A 20718-nucleotide genomic window follows, 5' to 3' on the forward strand; every position below is an offset into this window, starting at 1 on the left:
TTTTTAGATGGCTGAAAGAATGGCGTCCAGAGCGCTGTGGAGATGTTTTTTATCGCTGTTCGTAGCGGCAATCACCCGGATACCCATGAAGTTGATGAAAAGGAAACTCGCCAGTATTTCTGCATCTTTCTCCGAAGCGATCTCGCCGGACGTCTGTCCCTTGCGGATCAGATCTGCCAGGATCGAACGAATCTGATGCTCATTGTCGGCAGCGATCCTGAACACCTGCGTATCCTGGTTGGCCATTTCCGTTATCGTGTTGACCATGAAGCAGCCACGGCGTTCAGGATCTTCCAAAGTGGCGTCAATCAGCGTCGCCAGCAGATACCGGATGATTTCCCGCACCGGCTTTTGCTCCAACACCGCCTGGCGCATCCATTCGTGCTGGGATTGCAAATACGTTTGCAGGGCGGAAACGAACAACTTATGCTTGTCGCCGTAGGTCGCGTACAGGCTCGGCGCGTTGATTTCCATACTTGTCGTCAGGTCGGAGATAGACGTACCGGCATAACCTTTCTTCCAAAAGACATTCATGGCTTTTTGCAAGCCGGCAGCTTCGTCGAATTTTTTTGGTCGGGCCATTGCTGTTTTGTATCGTTCATTACATTAACAACCATCAGCGGGATTGGTTCCCGGCAATCCATCGACGATATCTCGTTCGATTGATAGAAAACAACGAAATATCGACTGTAAAGAAAAACGGAAAAATTCGTAAAGATCTACATATCAGCTATATAGATCTTGGGCGCAGTTCTTTACTTTATGTCAGCACGTTGCTGCCATCCATACACTTGCATTCGCTGATCTTAACCCCTAACTAATATGCAAAATTCCCCGATCCCGTTAAATGCTCCGCCAGTTTTGGTGCTCCAAAGTGGTTTTACACAAAATGCCGATCTTGACCGGTCAAATGCGCCGGGCATATTCAGTATTTTTATTGAGATACTTACCGGAAGCACCGATCACTTTCAGGTATCTGTTTTTCCCCCGGGCAGGAAATCGTATGCCGAACAAGACCGAGGACAGATAGTGCAATCCCTTTATCTGAAAGAGGAAGCAATACTATTGGCAGGCTGTCAACACATCCACCCATTTTGTGCCCCTTCACAGGCATATACGTGCAGAATGCTGGTGGGGGCTGGTCTGGCAGGCACCTTGGTGAACCTGATCAGCCGGATCGAAGATGCAGAGCCGAATTGGCACGGCCAGCAAAAGCTTCTTGGCCTTGTGAAAGTCTTGCTCGTATACATTGGGCGAGCGTATGCCCTGCGTGAGCTTCCGGCTGAATCATGGGAGATGGGAGTCTTTACACGGTTTAACAAAATGGTTGCCGCTGATCAGTTCAACAGACGGCCTGTCACAGATTATGCATCCGCATTGTCGGTAGGGCTGGCCACTTTAAATACAGCCTTGCGGAAGGTGTCAGGTATGACTGCAAGACAGATCATCCAATACCACATCATATACGAAGCAAAAAAAGCGGCAATTACAAGCGATTTGCCCATGAAAACGGTAGCCAGCGACCTCCAATTCGGGGATGTGGCCCATTTCAGCAAGTTTTTTCGCATAGGGGCAGGAACTACGTATTCGGATTACAAAAGGGCATTTGTCATATAACCCATGCAAGTGAAAGCGCTATTGACATCTGTAAGCGATATGCCCGCCGTAGAGAAGATATCGGGGCCGGAATGGTCATCGCTAACCAGGTCTGATAACTATCATATCTTCTGGCTGAAACACGGTCAAGGACTGCTATCGATTGACCTGCAACGCCACATCGTTTCAACCGGTATGATTTTCTGCATTGCTCCCGGCCAGGTTTTCAAACTTGACCCAACCATATCCCTAGGTGGCTACCATGTAGCCTTCAACAGATCATTTTTGGGTAATGGCCGCGAACGAATTCTGCGCGCCCTGAATGAGCTTAGTCGCTCCACGGGGCCTATGGCAGCGTGTTTAGAAAGCTCGCAAGATGCTGAACTGCAAGAAACGTTCGATATGATGATTGCCGAATGTGCAAGTCGCGATGCATACACATGTGAGATTTTGCAAGGGATGCTGCTTGTGTTGGTATCTTATCTGCTGGGGTGTACTGCCGCCGCCGCCCCGCCTTGCGTTTCCAGGGAAAGCCGGATAGTATGTGCCTTTATGGAGCAAATAGAAAACAACTTTTGCTCACGAAAAAGGGTATCTGACTATGCATCCGAATTATTTGTCAGCCCGGGTTACCTGTCAGAAGTCGTCCGGCGCATCTCGGGCTACCCAGCCAGCCATCATATCCGGCAAAGAATACTCTTAGAGGCCCGCCGGCACGCAATCAGCACCAATTCATCAGCCCGACAGGTTGCCGACAAACTCGGTTTTGCAGATTCTTCCACTTTTAGCAAGTTTTTCAAAACCTTTTCCGGCGACAACTTCTCACGTTTTCGGGCAACCGGCGGGGAAATATGACGCTGTTGCCGGGCTGCCCAGGTAATAAATACAACTAATCTCAACTTCTATGACAACTTCTACTTTTTGCAAAGCAGCAACAATCATATTATGGGCCGCTTGTTTTGTGCCCTCTCAGACTAAGGCACAAATGGCTATGCCGCCCAAAATACCGATCTGGGATGCAAACCTGGTAACACTCAAAGCAAAAAAAATCGCGGACAACGTTTATGCTGTCATGCCATCCACAGCAGAAACGGAAACCTCACGCGGTATTCCGCAAGCGACCACGGCAGGTTTCATCGTCGGCGATAAGGGCGTTTTGTTGATTGAAACGATGCTAAGCAAACGTCTGTACGATCAGCTAATCCAATTGGTTCGGTCTGTCACATCCAAACCCATCGCTTTTGCCGTCAACACGAGCGATCATGGCGATCATTGTTTCGGGAATTACCTGTTACCTGAGCAGGCCATTGTCATACAAAACGAATTTTGCCATACCAACCTGACTCAAAACTATGAGTCGATCAAGCAGTTTATGATCAAACTGTTTGGCGCAGGACGGGGTATCGAGGAAAGTGTTCATCGCCCGGCAAATGTGACCGTGCCCACCAATCAGCGCATGAAAGTGGATATGGGTAACAATACCGTTGTCGAGCTCATTAATGTAGGTACGGCCCAATCTCCGGCAGACTTGTTTGTGAAAGTTACGCAAACTCAGGGCACTGTTTGGTGGGTAGGCAACCCATTTATAGCTGAAAGCCCTGCGATCCCCTGGCTATTTGACGGCTACTTTCTTGATCCGGTGACAAACCTGAAACGCATTTACGATATGGTGGGTGACAATGACGTCGTAGTGCCTGGTCACGGCAGGGTTACCAACAAAGCGGGTATCAAATTCACGATAGACTATGTTTCGGGTCTACGTGATAATGTCCGCAAGGCTGTGAATGCTGGCTACTCCCTGGCCCAAACCCAAAAAGAAGTTGTTATGCCGGAATTCAACAGGGGATACGAGCTCTTCGAGTGGCTACACTTCAACTTTAACATCCCCAATGCGTATAAGGATATCAGTCGCCAAAATTCGGGCAAGTAATTAGCTCAGATGCAGTTCCCATGCAAAAGTGCGGCAACAATTATATACCTATTAGATGGCTGCGTATGACAAACCTTCAAGTATCTCCCGTTTTTGACGCTTTACGCGGACCATTATCTAGGTACTCTTCGACCAACATGCTGTCAAGGAATCTAACACGGGTGATAGAACCAATCATTGGGATTCAGGAATTCAAATTAGATGGTGATATGTCCAACCCGATTTCGTTTCACCAGGCCCTGTTCGTATGCTATCTTTTTGAAGATTCTGCGCCGTTTTCGATGCAGATTTCCAACGGATTTCAAAGACCAATAACACCAGGAGGCCTTGTTACTTGCTCGGCAAGCGAGCCGATAGAAATGAGGGGGCATGTAAGCACGCTGGGCGGTATAGTTCATGGACTGTTGTTAGTATCTAGTCAGAATTTAATCTGTAATCCGCCTGGTGAGTCGATCGTACACCAGTCAGTAGAGCAGTTACCGTTGATCGATTTAAAAGGCGCTAAAATGAGAGTTCTGATCGGCGCCACAAATCACGGGGCTAGTATGGCAATGCCAAATGGCCGGTTGACATTGATAGATGTGTCCATTGACAAATCCAGTACTTGTCATTTCCAATTGGCGGCCGGTTGTAACGCGGTTTTATATGTGATAGTTGGAAGAATTGATTTGTCGTTATTTTACGCTTCTTGGCGACTGGTTGCCGGTAACGCGATGAGCGTTGGCAGTTCCTGCCAGCCAGAAGTGGTCGTAATAACCGCACAAGAAGACAGTCGGGCTATTCTCGTTATTTACCAACCATTGCATGGTAGTCATTCAATTCCTTCAAATTCAGCGGATAAATCGCGGGCGCAGCCTCCAATGCAATGTGATCGCGACGACGAAGGTTCGTCTAAGGCTTTTGAGACGCGGGTGTTCGTGCTTCCGATCTAGCCGGAAGGAATTGATGAAGTTTGAGGAACCCAATTTTCAAAAATCTTTACCGACAGCTTGGATTTAAAGTTGTCATTCTGTTTCGTCGAACTTGCAATTTGGCCGGAAGGTCGGAATAAGTACAGTTGTTGTGGGTAACAGGGCTGCTGTGCAGCCTGGGTTATTGACAAAAGAAGATATCCGTCGGGTATCTTCTTTTACGTTGTTGACCTGCGGTACTGCCTGCTAAGGGTTATCAGATTGGTCGATCATTCAGCTTGGCAATTAATGCAAATTAACATAACCGGTAGTTATACGTGCTATCTGCCCCCTAGGCAGGAGACCAGTTCAGCTAACACGATGCTCCGCAACGATAGCGCTGAAAACCAGCAAGGTAACAGGTAGTTAAGTATTTTATGTGGATATTTAGAGTGTCTCGCTTTATGGAGTGTTTCAGGTTTATTCTTGCAAAAAAATGCTGCTACACTTTCTGACGCTTTTCTTGTAAACCTTTGTTCTGCTATGGTTAAAATCCTGACACCAATTGTCGCTTTACTATTCCTAGCTTTCAGTTCCTACGCTGATTACCTCGGACCATTTACCCCCAAGGACACTGCGCCAATTCTGGCAAAACTCAAAAGCAGTCGTGCTGATACAAGCAGGGTGATATTATATGTTCAGTTAAGCGACCAATACTATTACCGGGAAGGCCGGAATGCCAAGGAATTAGATAGCGCCCGCCTTTACAGTAAGGCCGCCGAAAAACTTGCTGCAACCCTGCACTTCAATAAGGGCCTGGCGCTGGCCTACTTCCAGCAGGCGGCAATTTTAAAGTTGTTCGATCTTCCGGAAAACGCAAAACAGGCTAATCAGAAGGCAATCAGCATATTTATCAAGCAAAAGAATTATGCAATGCTGGGAGAAAGCTATTACCGGCAAGGCGGGTTCTATTCCCTTTCCGATTCTGAGATCGAAGGCCGGATTAATTACTTTAAAAAATCACTGGATGCATTCCGGTCCGGAAGGTTCACTTTGAAAGCGGGTGATGTCCTGATGGCAATTGGAGAGCTTTACATGATACATGGCGATGACCAGTCCGCCTTAACCTATCTAAAACAGTCACTACATACCTACCAATCTATTGGATATCGAAAGTTAATGGCCGTTTACGATCTCTTAGGGATAGTTTATAAGATATTAGGAATGCCTGATGAGGGTATCAAATATGGAATAATGTGCTTGCGCACGGCCCGTTCCCTAAACGACACCTCCCTTCCGATTGCAACATACTACAATCGGGTAGGACTCTTACAGTTTTCATTGGGTGAATATAAAAATGCCAGCAAAAACTTTGTAGAAGGCTTAGAGATCGCAAAAAAATTTAAGGACACAACAACAGTTCACATCATTGCCGCTAACCAAGCCAGTTCACTTGTAAGGTTGCAAAAGTATCAAGATGCTTTGCGTTTTTTAGATAGTATTAGCATAGGTTTTCCATTGAAAGAATTACGTCAAAGATATTGGATTAACCGGGCTTATGTACAACTTTATTGCGAGATAAAACAATATAATAAAGCAACCAAATATGCAAATGAACTTCTTAAAATTGTTGAGAATTCAGTTGAGCAAAGCGCAGTAAAGGAAAGGATATACCTGACCCTGATCCAATATTATTTGGCCAAAGCCGATTATGAATCAGCTAAAAAATTAGTTAAAATTCATAAGATACTCGCTATCAACTCAAACTCGAAAGAACTCACGTACATGAACGATTTCTGGCAATCTACCCTGGATTCAGCAAATCACAATTATCTTTCTGCACTCGCACATTATCAAAAATATAGTGCGCTTAAGGACTCTGTATTTAATGAGAATAAAACCAAGCTGATCAGTAAACTGGAAGTAGTATACGAGACGGAAATAAAAGAGGAAAAGATTTCGCAGCTTAAAAAAGAGTCGGCGCTCCAACAAAAGATGCTACATCAGGCGTCGCTCATCAATATTATCATGTTCGTCGGTATTGCTTTGCTGCTTGTCATTACTGGGCTTTTGATTTACGGCTACAAGCTGGTAAAGAAAAATAATAAAGACATTTCCCTCCGGCAGGAAGAGATTAATAAAAAGAATGCCTTACTTGAACGACTGTTGACTGAAAAGGAATGGTTGATGAAGGAGATACACCATCGGGTAAAAAACAACCTGCACATGATTGTAGGGCTACTTGAAAGCCAATCCGAGTTTTTGAAAGGCGACGAGGCGAAAATGGCGCTATCAGAAAGCGAGCATCGCATCCATTCTATGTCTTTGATCCATCAGAAGTTGTACCAGTCGGACAATCTCTCTTCAATTGACATCTCCCCATACATCCATGAATTGGTGGAGTATCTCAGGGACAGTTTTCAGACCAACTCACAGGTCACATTCAACTTAGATATCCAACAGTTGGAGATGAATATTAGTCATTCTATACCTTTGGGCCTAATATTGAATGAGGCGATCATTAATTCTTTGAAATATGCCTTTCCAGATGGGCGGCCTGGAAACATTGATGTGGTATTTAAACAAAAAAGTACCCAAAATTTTTTACTGATTATTTCGGATAATGGTATTGGCATGGCTCAGGACTTTGAACAACATAACATTAGTTCATTTGGTCTAACACTCATTAAGGGACTAAGTGAAGAGCTAGGTGGCAATTTAGTCATTGAGAATAAAGGAGGAACTACAATTCAAGTCGATTTCAAATACATTACCGAAGAAAAGGATACAGCTCAGCATGCTTCTTTAAGCTCGACATTATATTAGAAAGAGGGCTCGAGGATGAGCGAGAAGCCTAAGCGTTGAGTTACCAGGTTTAAAGCGTGTTATCTGAATTGTACAACGAGCCATAGGCCGAACCAACCGAGCAGGAATTTGAGGACTGGCTCGACCTGCTTAGCCCTCTAATGTTGGAGAACCGTTTCTTGGTTGGCAGTAAAGAGGCTAGACATATGTGCTACACCTGAAGTCATGCTGATAGTGAACGTATTTCGAATATCTACTGTCGCTTGAAACTTATAGTTAAACGACTGAGAATTTTTAAGTTTTTTAGGTAAAACGCCTCATGATAGAAGCCGATGTTGCTTAACATAACTGCAAGTTATGCATACGATGCCGCTGCTCGCCAGGTATTCAGTTGGAAATAATATTATTCCTGCTTCAAGTCCAACTTTGTTCCAATCGATAGCCGTTTGGCCTTTGAGAACTGTGACTGATTTACTGATAAGTGATATCCGACAGTTCAAAGAGGTTTATGCATCGAAAACGCTACTTTCAGCCGTCAGAAGACCTGGGAGGAGCTCAAACGGTTATAGGTTTAGGTTTGAAAGATTGTTCAATGACTAGTAAGCTGTCAGTTTCGAATTCATGCTGAGACAATTAGATGTAACCAATTGATTCAAAATTGTTTAACTTACGCTTATTTACCGCTAATTCATTCCAATCTCCTAAACCATGCAAGCAAATTCTACCATTCTTATTGAGCGCCGGATTTTCAGATCCTTCCCCCACAGTTGGCGCGGGCTTATTTTCCTTTTGATATGCTGCTTCCTCCAAACTCGGGTAAATGCCCAGCCAACGAAGGAATGGGATAAGACCTTCGGAGGAAGTGATTACGAGCAGATGGGCGACATTCGCCAGACCAGCGACGGGGGCTATATTTTCGGAGGCATCACAAGATCTCCTCTAAGTGGAGATATGGCTACCGGAGTAGTTGGGTCGCAGAACATTCGGATCGTGAAACTTACCTCCGATGGTACCAAGCAATGGGAGAAAATGCTTGGGAGCGGTCTTGAAGATTTCGGAGGCGTAGTAGAAGAACCCGATGGAAGTTACATAGTGGGCGGCAATTCCGCGGCCAATGCAGGAGGGGACAAAACGGCAAATTCGAAGGGAGGACAGGACTTATGGATCGTGAAACTTTCTGCCGACGGGGTCAAACTTTGGGACCGAACCATTGGTGGCCCTGCGGATGATGTACTCGAAAGTTTCGAAATGACCAGTGATGGCGGCATGATCCTGGCGAGCACCACGCAGTCGGGTGTTGGCGCGGACAAGACCACTCCCACATACGGATCTATGGATATCTGGGTTGTAAAGCTCGATGCAAATGGCCTTGTTCAATGGGATATTACACTTGGAGGGTCTGATTATGAGACGGCGGTCAGCGTGCAGAAGGCTTTGAATGGTGGGTATGTAGTAGCCGGCTGGACGTGGTCGGGTGTGAGCGGAAATAAAACGAGCAGCTCACGGGGGGAGGAGGATTACTGGGCCATTAAGTTGACCGCCGGTGGCAGCATTCAATGGGATAGGACTGTCGGGGGCGCGTTGAGCGAATATTTATATAGCATGTGTCAGACCTCGGACGGCGGATTCTTGCTGGGAGGTAGCTCTATGTCTCTGCCAGGAGGAGACAGGACCGGTCCGGCTTTGGGCAACGGCGAGTTCTGGATTGTCAAGATGTCTTCCGGCGGCACAATTCAGTGGGAAAAAACCTTTGGTGGTACGGGTGCTGATGGGTGTGCTTCGGTATTTCAAATGCCCGACGGTGGTTATATTTTGGGAGGATATTCCTGGTCGGACATCGGACCGCGGAAAACTCAGAGCTCGAAAGGCGGGAATGATTTCTGGATTATTCGGTTGCGGGCAGATGGAACCCGGTTATGGGACCGCATTTTTGGGGGGACTCTGGCGGATTTGATGGTGTGCCTTCGGCCAACTTCAGACGACGGCTTTATCGCAGGGGGGCGATCTTTATCCCCGGCCGGACAAGACAAATCTCAAAACGCTTTTGGTGACGACGACTTCTGGGTGGTTAAGCTCTCGTCGGAGGGGCCTCTACCGGTCACACTCTCACATTTTGATGTTCGTAAGGAAGAAAAAACCGCGCAGCTCAATTGGGCGACCACGTCCGAACTCAGAAGCGACCGATTCGAGATCGAACATAGCCTGGACGGCAAGCACTGGAAAATGGTCGGCACCGTCCGGGCGTCCGTAGCAAGCTCCGATGTTGTGCATTATGGTTTCAAGCATCAGGACCCGGTAATGGGCACGAATAATCTGTACAGGTTAAAAATGGTTGATAACGACGAAACCTACGCTTACAGCCAGATACAAAATGTATCATTCGATGAAGTTTCGGCCAACTTTGTGTACCCTAATCCTGTGGTTGGTCGCTTAAAGGTTGATCATGCCATCCTGATACGTGCCCAAAGTGCCAGGCTCCTGTCCGCATCGAGCCAACTGATTTTGGAAATCCCCAAATTGAAAGCCGATGGAATCGACACAGGGCATTTGACCGACGGTATTTACATCCTTGAAATCACCGCACAAGATGGTAGTGTTTCTAATCATAAGGTAATTATCAAGAATTGAGTAACCAAGTGCCACTTTTCAAGAAGATCTTCGCAGTAGCTGATTTTCATCAAATGTTCCATTGTCAGATGTTCGCTTAAAAGTTTTTGGACTTGGTCAATGCTTCGAATTACTGCTCAACCTTCCGGAAAATGATCGCATCAACCAGCACCTGCCCTACGGAGCCTTCGCTCAGGATATCGACATAGCCGTCCATTCCTTCCCAAAAATCGAATTTTCCGATGGAAAGCGATTCGGCAGGTTTCACCCACACTTCCTTGGTCCCGCTTTTGGAATGAACCCGCACCTTGAAACGCGGCGCGGCATTCAGCCGGTGATCGACCGGATATTTTTGATCGCCTGCTGTTGCCCTGCGCTGCGGGTCGAAGGGCGTTTGTTCGGCAAAGACGAGTTCGTAAGTGCCAGCCGCAAGATCGGGGCGGAACCGGGCAAACTCCCCCGCGGCACCACGGCCGCCATTGGTGAGGTACAAATCACGGAAGCCTTTTTCTTTCCATCTTTTAAATTCCGGCGCTACCCAAAAATACGGGGTGCTGTAAAACCGGTTTTCGCGCACGTCCGCATTATCGACGATCTCCCGTTTCAGATTCCCGGTTTCATTGTGCGCGGGCGGGTAAGTAGGAATGGTCAGGGACACATGGAAATGCTCAGCCGCAAGGTTACCACCCGGCGCCTCCACCTTCACGCGCGCGGTGTAAACGCCCGCAGGAAGTCCGGTAGCATCGACGGAAACCCGGATTTGCTGCGCATTCCCCTGCCCTTCCGCTTGCAAGCTCAGCCAGCCCTTTCCCCGACCGTATTCGACAACCGGTGCATTGATTTTACTTAAAACACCATTGCCACGGTTAATTAGCGCGACTAGCTTTGCATTGGGCCGTGCCCTAGTCGGCCGGGCAAGAAAGTGGACGGTATTCGGAATGGGATTTCGTCCGTGCGCATACACGTCCATCACGTGCGCGGGCCGGATGCGGAACGATGGTTCCTCGTCGCAAGCCAATGCAAGCGCGGGACTAGCCTGGCGCTTTGGTGCTGCTTCATCGATGGTGATGTGCTGCGTAAAACTACTCCGTGTAACGCCGTCATCCACCAGCAGGGTTACAGGATAAATGCCGGGTTTGGTAAAAATGTGTTTCGGGTTCTTCTCGATGGCGATGCTGCCGTCGCCAAATGTCCAGTAGTAATGCAGCCCGTGGCCTGAGCTTTGGTACCCGTTCCGCGATTGCCCGCCCTGGAATGCCAGCGGCTGGCCCGTTTTACCTGGCCGGAACGGCGCGATGACCGCCTTCGTTTCAGCGGCCCGTTCCCGGTTATCTTCGAATGTCTGCCAGAAAATGATCCACGGATCGAGCAGGACGTCCGCACTATCTTCTTTTGTTTTTACCCGAAATACAAAATGGGAATGGTTATGATCGCCGACATGCACGCCCGACCCGTCGGAGTAATGCCCGCCTGCTTGAATGGGCGTATGTTCCGGCATGCGCAGGTTTAGCATATGGTGATTCTGAATGCTCCACCGGTCGCCGTTTTCCCAGGTGTGAATGCCCCGCCAGCGGTTGTTGTTATCGCCTTTTTCCAGGCTGAATAGGAAATAGTGGTCGTCGATCGGGAAGGGTGCAAAATGCGGGGTGCCGGCCGGCGTGTTGAGATCCAGGCCGCCGTGTAGTTCAAAACCGTTGTAAGCACCCATCCAGCAGTCGTCCGCATTGTAGCTGTTCGAAATGCGGAGGCGGTTTTCGGTCATGGGAAACATCGGGTAAAGCGCCGACGGTACGATCCGCCGACTCATGTCCGCCACCGCAAACCGCGCGTGCTTTTTGGGTACCGATTCGCTGCTTTTTCCGCCATGCTCGTCTTTGATAATTTGTCCGATGGTGTTCACGCCATCGAACCAAATCCGCATGCCATTGATGACATAAGGCTCGTAGAAGCTCTCCTGCGCCCCAACATACCGTTCCATTTTCATCGGATGGCCGTCTATGAGAACCTGGCAGGTGAAATGGTAGAGCGTAGCGCCGCCCGGCTGATTTTCCCTGAGTTTCCCCAGGTTGGTGATGATGATATCGGATGAAATTTCCTGCAACACCATCGTCCGCACCTGACCGTTCATGAGCGTGAACTTCAACGTATCGTCCCTGTTCATTTCAATGGGCGTCAGCGTCGTTTTTGCCTTGCGGCGAATGGTTTCCGCCATTGCCGGCATGGCCGTTATCAGCAGGAACACGGCAACAGGCCAAGAAATCCGGATTGCCCGGACAAATGGATTTTGACTGACCTTCAAGATAGTTTGCTTTTTGATGTATTATGCCACGTTTTCGACCATTTCAAGCTTGGCCCTCACCAGTTCGGTAATCTTGCAGGTGGCCTTTGGAAACACCTTACGGAGGTCGATATCCTGGTTGTAGGTGAGTTCGGTTTTCAGGGATGCCATGAAAATGTTTTTGATTTCGGTAGCCAGGTTCACCTTGCAGATCCCGTTTGAAATGGCGCGCTGCACCTGGTCGTGCGGGACGCCCGAGCTGCCGTGCAACACGAGCGTAGCCGTTGTTTTTTCCGCAATCCGGCGGAGTAGGTCAATGTCCAGTCTGGGCTCCTGCTTATAGAATCCGTGCGCCGTGCCGATGGCCACCGCCAATGCATCCACGCCCGTCTCTGCCACAAATGCAGCCGCTTCGTCGGGTTGGGTGAAGCCGGTACTCTCGTGTGACTGCCCCAGTTTGGCCACATAACCAAGCTCGGCTTCCACGTGTACATCGTACCGTTGGGCGCGTTCGACCACTTCGCGGGTCAAACGCACATTGTCTTCAAACGGCAACTCGCTCCCATCGATCATCACCGAATCGAAACCGGCATCGAGGCAACGCTGCACGAGCGCTAATGATCCGCCATGGTCGAGGTGGATCCAGCCTTCCACGCCGAACTCTTCCAGCCCGTTGCGTCCGAGGTTAACGGCCGTTTTCAGGCCCATGTAATCGATCGAGCTTTGCGTCAGTTGCAGGATCACCGGCTGTTTCGTGTCCGCAGCCGCCTGCAACACGCCGTGCAGGGTTTCCAGGTCGTAGTAATTGGTAGCGAGCAGGCCTTTTTTGAGCTGCGTCAAATGCCTTAGTTTCTCTTTCAGTTTCATGGAAGGCTTAATTCAATTCCCCAGAGTTCTTGTATATGTTCGCTTAGCTGGTGGAGGTCACCGAATGCACCGGTTCCCCCTGCGGCAGTGGTGTTGAGCGCGCCCATGAGGTTACCCTCGCGCAGGCAGTCTTCCAGGTCTGCGCCGGCCATGTATTGCCGGATAAACCCTGCATTAAAAGAATCGCCCGCGCCGATCGCGTCCACAAACTGTTTCCATTTGAAAGCCGGGACCATCACCTGCTGGCCTTCGCGCACGCCCAAGCTGCCTTTCCCGCCCATTTTCAGGGCGAGCGTGTTCAGGTAAGGGCGTATTTCCTCAATCGCATCATGCACCGAATCGGCGCCCGTCAATGCTCGCAATTCCGATTCGTTGGGCATAAAAACATCCACATAAGGCAGGCAGCGGGCATAGTCGAACGCCCATCGCTCGGCCGGGTCCCATTGCAGGTCGAGCGAGGTAGTCATGCCGGAGGCTTTGGCGCTGATCAGCAGCTGCTCGATGTCTTTGAGAATGCCTTGTTGGAGGAAAACGCTCGATAAATGCAGATGCTGGTATTCCGATGGCCCGGCAAATGGGATATCGTGCATGGTCAATGCATGCATAGCGCCGGGGAACGTCACATTGGCGCGGTCCTGGCCGTAATTCATCACAAAAGTGCACCCCGTTTTCTGGCCCTCGATTTTCCTGACATGCTCGCAGCGGACCGATTTCTTTTGCAGCTCGCGCAGCATGAAATCACCGAAATCGTCGTCGCCTACCACGCCGCAAAACGTGGTATCGACGCCCAGCGCGGCGCTGTTGGCAGCCATAATGGCCGAAGAGCTCCCGAGGCACAAGTTCATTTCGTCCGCGAGCGTCTCTTTGCCCAGCTGCGGGAATGTGTGGATCTTGTTTAATATAAGGTCGACGTTGAGTTCTCCTACGACCAGTAGTTTTCCGTTTGACATGGTCATTGCTGATAAATGTTCACCCCCTGCACCACCCTGCTGATCGACCCCGAAGCGGAAGGATTGTCCGGGTTGGTACCCGCATGCAGGGCGCTGTAATAGCCGAGCAACTGCCCGACGAGGGTTGCGGCGACCGTCTGATATGCATTTTCGGGGTCAATGTCCGGCGCGATGTGGCTGCTGTGAGGCAATGCCAGTTCCTCCACGCCGCCTATTTGCAGCGATTCGATAGCCCGCGCATCCCGTGCAATTTCCCATGCAAGGTCGCGCTCGTAGCGCATCACGTGCGGGTTTCTTGAAAACAGGTACACGATCAGGGTATTTTCATTTACAAAAACCCGCGGCCCGTGCCTGAAACCGAGGAAGGAATCCGACATACATACCTGCTTTCCGTCCGTGAGTTCCAGTAATTTCAAATGGCATTCCCGGGCAATGCCCAGCATTTCGCCCGACCCCAGGAACACGACCCGCTCAAAATCTTTCATTACCAGGTTTTCGAGAAGAAATTGGCTTTCTAAAATCAGTTTTCCCTGTTCGACGACGCGCTGCACTTTGGGAAACTCGCGTTCCAGGGATTCTATGTTCGCGACCAGCAGCACGCTGAGTAGCATGCAGGTAAAACTGCTCGTCATGGCCAGGCTTTTATCGTTGGATGCCTCAGGCAATACAATGCAAAAGCATTTTTCCGGGTTGCTCCCGGCCGTTACAGCCAGCGATCCTTGCCCGTTGCACGTGACGATCAGATGGTAAACCTCGTCGCAAGAAGCATCAGCCAGCCTCACCGTTTCCATGCTTTCGGGACTATCCCCCGACCGTGCAAATGAAATGAGCAGCGTGGGTACCGGCCGGATAAAGACCGCGCCGGGTTGGGTGACAATCTCCGTGGTCGCCACTGCTTGCACGGGCCGACGCCAGATTTGCTGCAAGGTTTCCTGCGCGGCAATGCCGATAAAACCCGAGGTGCCTGCGCCGGTGAGAATCACCCGCAGGTCTTCCTTTTGCAAAACCGGCTTCAAAAAGTCCGTGATCGCGGCACTTTGCCCGCTGATCAGATGATAAACTTCCTCCCACAGCGCCGGCTGCGACCATATTTCTCTTCGCGTGTGTATGTTTCCGCTGGTTTCGGGCTCATCCGTCCCATTTTTGATTTGTATCATTCCCGCAAATTGAGAGGGTGGTAATTAAAAATATTGAAAGTAAGATCAATGGCGATTCAAATTAAACATCATAAAACGAAAGTTAAAAATATTACTAAACCTTTCTTTTAATTTATTTAATCTTACCCCTATCTTGCGAGAAATATTTTAGTGTATTTTAATGCGACTACCGCATCCTACCCCGCATTTATGACCCCGACAGAACAGAAGGCCGCGCCCGAGGGACTTACTATCGAAGATTTGTGTAAAATCCGAAAGGTGGGCACGCCGCTCTTGTCGCCCGACGACCGCCACCTCGCCTACCACGTGGCCGTAGCCGACTGCGATGCCGACGAACGGTACGGGCTGATTATGCTGACATTAACGCAACCTTCCAACCCAACGGACCTGACCGGGAGCACCTCGCCCATAACCAGTACCGAAAGCGCCGCTCATCGGACCATTGCCCGCGGCACCGCACACGCCTGGTCGCCCGACGGACGGGAGCTGCTTTACGAAACCGAAGACGGCGAACTACATATATATACAGTAAGCACGGCCACCAGCCGGTTCTTAACGAAGCGGCTGGAATCCACTTATTTTATCAACCATCTGGCACTTAATAATTGCATCTGGTCGCCGGACGGCCGTTTCATTGCATTCGTAAGCGCCGACGCCGCGGAAGCACCGGCCCCGGCTGTGCGTGTGATCGACGACCTGCTTTACAAATCCAAAGGCGGGCGTGGCAGGCACACCTATGCCGATCGCGCGCAGACGCACATTTACCTTATCCCGGCAGCAGGCGGCACCCCGGAACCGCTCACATCCGGGCCATTCAACGAACATTCCATCACCTGGTCGCCCGACGGAAGGCACATTGCATTCGTCAGTAACCGATCCGACCGGCCCGACGATATGCAGCAAAGCGAGATTTGGAAAATCGACATTCAATCCAAAATAATCACTCAATTTTCTGATCATCAAGGACTCGCCTACCAGCCGGCCTGGTCGGCGGATGGCACGCATATAGCATTCCTGACAACGGCGGGGCAGATCGGCACCAACGACAGCCCGGCCGAAGACACACACATTGCATTGATCCCCTCGCATGGCGGGCCTATTCGCTACCTGACCCATTCGTTGGACCGCAGGATCGAACACATCCGCTGGCATCCGTCGGGAAAGTCCATTTACTTCACCGCAGGCGACCGGGGCGACACGTCGGTGTACCGGGTAAGCATTGAAAATAACCGCATTGAAATAGTATTGACGGGCAATGGTTGCATTTCAGAGTTTTGCCTGACTGCGCAGGGCGAGGATATGGTGTTTGTAAAATCCGGCACAGCCTTCCCGCCGGAGCTTTTTCAAACCAAACACCAGGGCGCGACAATCACACCGATCACGCAGGAAAATGCGGCATGGCTGGCGACGAAAACGCTGCAAGCGGCTGATACATTCTGGTATGTGAGCTTCGACGGCACGCAGGTGCAAGGCTGGCTGATGAAGCCGGTGGCATTCAATCCGTCCCAAAAGCACCCGCTGATCCTCGTCATCCACGGCGGGCCGCACAACATGTTCGGACATGATTTCGACGAGCGTTTCCATTTGCTTTCGCAGGCAGGCTACGCGGTCGTGTACATCAATCCCCGGGGCAGCCACGGTTACGGGCAAGCCTTTTCAAACGGCACGCTCATGGATTGGGGCGGCGGCGATTACCAGGATTTAATGGCTGGCGTAGATTACATTTTAAGCCTAAACCCATGGCTGGATGCCGAAAGGCTTGGCGTTACCGGGCAAAGTTACGGCGGCTTTATGACCAACTGGATCATTACCCAAACGACGCGTTTCAAGGCGGCCGTTACGGACGGCGGCCTAAGCAACCTTGTCAGTTTTGCGGGCACTTCATTATACCATTCATTGATGGAATCCGAATTCGGCGGGCGGGCTTTCGATCGGTTTGATCTGTTATGGAAATGGTCGCCGCTGCGAAATGTGGCCCGCGCCACCACGCCCACGCTGCTGCTGCACGGCGAAACGGACAATGAAGTACCGTTTTCGCAGGCGGAAGAAATGTACATCGCGCTTAAAAAGAAGGGCGTCGATACCATGCTCGTCCAATACACGGGTGAAGGCCACGGCTGGCGGCCGGAACTGAGCCCACGCAACAAAGCCGATCTCTGCCGCCGCATGATCGCATGGTTTAGCGCTTACATTCATTTATAAAGACGAATAAAAACCTAATGGGCAGTCGTACAAACAGTTGGTTGATTTTTGTAATTATTCATGTCCTGTTCATCGGTATATGGGGTGCGGTGATTGAAATACCTGAAAAAGCCGGCTTCCCCGCCACGCTGGGCTATGTGGTGTGGGCGCTTACGATGGTTCCCGCCGCGCTGTGTGCATTAAAAATGAAAGGCTGGAAACTCGATTTCAACCGGAAAGCGATGCTTTGGGGCGGCTTGGCGGGACTTTTGGGCGCTGGTGGACAGCTGGTACTTTTCTTCGTGCTTCGCATTGCACCGGCCTACCTCGTTTTTCCGCTGCTTTCGCTTACGCCCGTCGTCACCATTCTTATGGCCGTACTCCTGCTGCACGAAAAAACGGGTAAAATGGGCTGGATTGGCGTAGGACTGGCATTGGTTTCGATTTTTATCCTCTCCTACCAACCCGCCGGGGCGACGCAGGTGAGCGGGTACACGTGGATGCTGCTGACGGCCATTCCGCTGCTCGCCTGGGGCGCGCAGGGCTACGTGATGCGGTTTGCCAATGAGATCATGTCGGCCGAGAGCCTGTATTTTTACATGATGTCGACCTCTGTCATGCTCATTCCGCTGGCATTGGTCATGACCGACTTCGGCCAGCCGATCCACTGGGGTTTCAAAGGGCCATATTTGTCGGCGATCATCCAGTCGCTCAATGCATTCGGGGCATTATGCCTGGTATATGCATTCCGTTACGGGAAAGCGATCATTATTGCCCCCATTACGACAGCCCTTTCACCCGTTCTCACGGTGGCCTTATCCCTGGCATTGTATCAAACCATTCCACATCCGGTTATCATCGCCGGCATTGCGCTCGCCATTGTTTCCGCATTGCTGATGGGTTTTGAAGAAGTGCATGATTTAAAATAAACCAATAAAAGAAATGATTCGAAAATAATTTACTTTCAAATTATATCTTTTACAGATTTTCTTTACATTAGCATTCAAAAACCAACATCACCTAAACCCTATAACATTGATACGTACGCTACATCTCTGGCTGCTCTGCCTGTGTGCCGCCAATGCCCTTGCACAACCGTCGGGCGTCACCGATAAGAACATCGCCATCATCGAATATCCCGACTTCCCCGAGGCACATTCCACCTGGGGTTCGATTGGATATAATGCGGCTTCCAACACGGTGCATATCGGCGTTACCAACCATGCCAACAACATTGCCCTGTACAGCTTCGATCCTGCGCAGCATGCGACGAAACTGAATGGATTTATCCGCGATATGGCCAATTTGCGGCCTTATCAATGGCAGGGCAAGATCCATTCCAAAATCGTGGCCGCGCCGGACGGCAGCATTTTTTTCTCGACAGACGGCGGCGAATCGCGCGAGGAATACCTCATGGAGCACCCGCAGGGCTATGCAGGAGGCTTTTTTATGCAATGGAATGCAAAAACCGGCCTGAAAAACCTGGGGATCGGCATGCAGTACGAGAGCATCAAGGACGTAGATATTGATCCCAAAACTGGAATGCTATATGGCATTACCTACCCTCAGGCGCATTTCCTCGTATATGATCCGGCCAAAAACCACCTGCGCGACCTCGGCCGGCTGGCCAGCTCCCACGTGCCGCGAGTGCTCTTCACCGATTGGTGGGGCAACTGCTATTATGTTGACTGGCGGCAGCGGCTCGTGAAGTACGAAAAAGACCGCGACAGCCTCGTATTCGCCCTCGAAGCCCTGCCCGCATTCCCCGGAACGCCCGGCTCCAAAATCATCACCGGCGTGACTGCCTATGCCAAAGACGAGGCCAAAGGCATCATTTACCTGATCACCTACGGCGCAAAACTCATCGCGTTCCATCCTGAAAAAGAAGGCATTGGCCAAGTAACGGACCTGGGCGGCGTGATCGACACGGGCAATGCACCGGCCTGGGGGCCTTATGTGCCCAACCTGAACGTCGGCCGGAATGGCAAGCTGTATTACATCATCGGCGGACACGGCAACTATGTCATGAAAGACAAAACCGTGCTGGTGGAATTTGACCCTGCTACCGGCAAAAAAGCCATTTTGAAAAACTTCCCGATCACCGCCATTACCGAGGCAACCGGCTCGGATATCCGCGACAAGGACGGGAACCTCTACTTCGCCGCCCGGCGCAACCCCTCGGGCAAAGGCGACGACACCCGCCCATATCTGATCCAGTTTAACCCTGAAAAAGAAATCCGGAAATGAGAAATCTGACCAAAAATATACTGTTACCGGCTTTGTTGCTGGCCTGCACGAACCCGCTGCTGGCGCAATACACCTTTTTTACCCCCGACGGAGCATTCGCTATCGAAGTTTCGCTGCCGAACAGCGCCGAGAAACGGCTACCCATGTACCGCAATGCGATCACCTCGCTGTCCGTGCAGGGCGACCGCATTCTGGGTGGCACGACGGCTAAGGAAGGATTCTCACCCTATCTGTTCATCGCCTCCATTTCCGGGAAAAATTTATTGACTATCAAAGACTTGCAAGAAGTCATTCCAGGACAAAAAAGCATTACTACCGGCTTTTGCAAAGGAACCGGCAACCAACTATTTGCGGGTACGATGCCGCAATCAGGCACAAATGGTCAGGCAGGCCACCTGTTGCAGATCGGCATTGGACCGGGTAATGTGATAGAGGTTAAGGATTTGGGCGCTCCTGTTGCGGGTGAGGGCATTTTTGCATTGCTCGCCAACCGTGACAGCTCGGAGCTTTACGGGATCAGCTACCCGAGCGGGCGCTTTTTTACCTACACCATTACCACCAAAAAGGTGCAGGTATTTGAAGATGTAATGCCGAATGCAAAAGACCTGAAAAACTTCCACGACTTCGCTTCGCAGCCGGAGGGATATTTGTGCAAAGCGCTTATCCAGGATAATAAAGGGCTCGTGTATGGCAGCGCGGCGGGGAACCGCATTTTTGCATTTGATCCTGCGAAAAAGCACTTTACATTCCTGCAAACGCCGCTTCCGGCGGTGTGGGGACGGGAGGTACTGGGGCAGGTGGAATCCTGGGCCAAATCGCCGGATGGAAAATTGTACGGCGGCAATGCGGGCGACGGGCAACTGTTTGTACTCGACCCAGCCACGCAAAAGATCAAAAACCTGGGCAAACCGATGATGATGGGCCGGTTGCAGGCATTAGCCTTCGGGCGGGATGGCAAATTATACGGCCTGGCGGGCGGCGCACCGGGATATTCCCATTTGTTTTCTTACGATGAAACCGCGGGTTTCGTGGATTTGGGCAACCCCGAATTCAAGATGGTAGCGCCGGGCATTGAGCAGGGTATTCTCTGGCGGGGCTTTCAGCTGGGCACACTGGCGGCTTCTGCGGATGGCAAATATATCGTCATGGGCGAGGATGAGGCGCTAAGCCAGCTGATGGTTTTTCCAGTAGGGCAATAAATGTAGAAAAC

At 50.5% G+C, this 20718-nt stretch carries 15 protein-coding genes; 10 read left to right on the forward strand and 5 right to left on the reverse strand.

Translation table 11 applies throughout. The features are described from left to right. Window positions 1–3: 3 nt before the first annotated feature. Entirely contained in the window at window positions 4–582 is a 579-nt protein-coding gene (locus tag BLQ88_RS35890; protein ID WP_090157835.1) for a TetR/AcrR family transcriptional regulator, read from the reverse strand. 240 nt (window positions 583–822) lie between these two features. Between BLQ88_RS35890 and BLQ88_RS35895 the strand changes: the two genes are divergently transcribed. The 6 genes from BLQ88_RS35895 to BLQ88_RS35920 all read left to right on the forward strand — a co-directional run bounded on the left by BLQ88_RS35895 (window position 823) and on the right by BLQ88_RS35920 (window position 9849). Next, window positions 823–1617 (forward strand): AraC family transcriptional regulator, encoded by a 795-nt coding sequence (locus BLQ88_RS35895; protein ID WP_090157836.1) that lies wholly within the window; start codon window positions 823–825, stop codon window positions 1615–1617. A 3-nt stretch (window positions 1618–1620) separates the two neighbouring features. Further along, window positions 1621–2451, forward strand: coding sequence for an AraC family transcriptional regulator (locus BLQ88_RS35900; RefSeq protein ID WP_090157837.1), 831 nt, complete (start codon window positions 1621–1623; stop codon window positions 2449–2451). Window positions 2452–2668: 217 nt separating this feature from the next. Next, entirely contained in the window at window positions 2669–3526 is an 858-nt protein-coding gene (locus tag BLQ88_RS35905) for an MBL fold metallo-hydrolase (protein WP_143017022.1), read from the forward strand. 209 nt (window positions 3527–3735) lie between these two features. Then, on the forward strand, window positions 3736–4458 hold the full coding sequence (locus BLQ88_RS35910) for a pirin family protein (protein ID WP_143017023.1): 723 nt from the start codon (window positions 3736–3738) through the stop codon (window positions 4456–4458). A gap of 501 nt (window positions 4459–4959) precedes the next feature. After that, window positions 4960–7242 (forward strand): histidine kinase dimerization/phosphoacceptor domain -containing protein, encoded by a 2283-nt coding sequence (locus BLQ88_RS35915; protein ID WP_090157840.1) that lies wholly within the window; start codon window positions 4960–4962, stop codon window positions 7240–7242. 687 nt (window positions 7243–7929) lie between these two features. After that, window positions 7930–9849 carry a T9SS type A sorting domain-containing protein gene (locus BLQ88_RS35920; RefSeq protein WP_090157841.1) on the forward strand — a complete coding sequence of 640 codons (1920 nt, stop codon included), beginning with the start codon at window positions 7930–7932 and terminating at the stop codon, window positions 9847–9849. Window positions 9850–9958: 109 nt separating this feature from the next. On the opposite strand, the gene BLQ88_RS35925 is transcribed toward BLQ88_RS35920, so the two are convergent. The 4 genes from BLQ88_RS35925 to BLQ88_RS35940 all read right to left on the reverse strand — a co-directional run bounded on the left by BLQ88_RS35925 (window position 9959) and on the right by BLQ88_RS35940 (window position 15080). Continuing rightward, on the reverse strand, window positions 9959–12040 hold the full coding sequence (locus BLQ88_RS35925) for a PKD domain-containing protein (protein WP_176885209.1): 2082 nt from the start codon (window positions 12038–12040) through the stop codon (window positions 9959–9961). A gap of 108 nt (window positions 12041–12148) precedes the next feature. Then, complete coding sequence (locus BLQ88_RS35930) at window positions 12149–12973, reverse strand: class II fructose-bisphosphate aldolase (RefSeq protein WP_090157843.1); 825 nt, start codon at window positions 12971–12973, stop codon at window positions 12149–12151. Beyond that, complete coding sequence (locus BLQ88_RS35935) at window positions 12970–13923, reverse strand: carbohydrate kinase family protein (RefSeq protein WP_229213013.1); 954 nt, start codon at window positions 13921–13923, stop codon at window positions 12970–12972. The genes BLQ88_RS35930 and BLQ88_RS35935 overlap by 4 nt, the downstream gene beginning before the upstream one ends. A 2-nt stretch (window positions 13924–13925) precedes the next feature. Then, window positions 13926–15080, reverse strand: coding sequence for an AgaS family sugar isomerase (locus BLQ88_RS35940; protein WP_090157845.1), 1155 nt, complete (start codon window positions 15078–15080; stop codon window positions 13926–13928). Between the two features lie 189 nt (window positions 15081–15269). On the opposite strand from BLQ88_RS35940, the gene BLQ88_RS35945 reads away from it, so the two are divergent. The 4 genes from BLQ88_RS35945 (at window position 15270) to BLQ88_RS35960 (ending at window position 20707) form a co-directional block, all read left to right on the forward strand. Then, on the forward strand, window positions 15270–17282 hold the full coding sequence (locus tag BLQ88_RS35945; protein WP_090157846.1) for a S9 family peptidase: 2013 nt from the start codon (window positions 15270–15272) through the stop codon (window positions 17280–17282). A 17-nt stretch (window positions 17283–17299) separates the two neighbouring features. Then, window positions 17300–18190 carry an EamA family transporter gene (locus tag BLQ88_RS35950; RefSeq protein ID WP_090157847.1) on the forward strand — a complete coding sequence of 297 codons (891 nt, stop codon included), beginning with the start codon at window positions 17300–17302 and terminating at the stop codon, window positions 18188–18190. Between the two features lie 106 nt (window positions 18191–18296). After that, entirely contained in the window at window positions 18297–19508 is a 1212-nt protein-coding gene (locus tag BLQ88_RS35955) for a hypothetical protein (protein WP_090157848.1), read from the forward strand. Next, window positions 19505–20707 carry a hypothetical protein gene (locus tag BLQ88_RS35960; RefSeq protein ID WP_090157849.1) on the forward strand — a complete coding sequence of 401 codons (1203 nt, stop codon included), beginning with the start codon at window positions 19505–19507 and terminating at the stop codon, window positions 20705–20707. The genes BLQ88_RS35955 and BLQ88_RS35960 overlap by 4 nt, the downstream gene beginning before the upstream one ends. Window positions 20708–20718 lie beyond the last annotated feature (11 nt).

The organism is Dyadobacter soli, from assembly GCF_900101885.1.
In the GTDB taxonomy this organism is placed as follows: domain Bacteria; phylum Bacteroidota; class Bacteroidia; order Cytophagales; family Spirosomataceae; genus Dyadobacter; species Dyadobacter soli.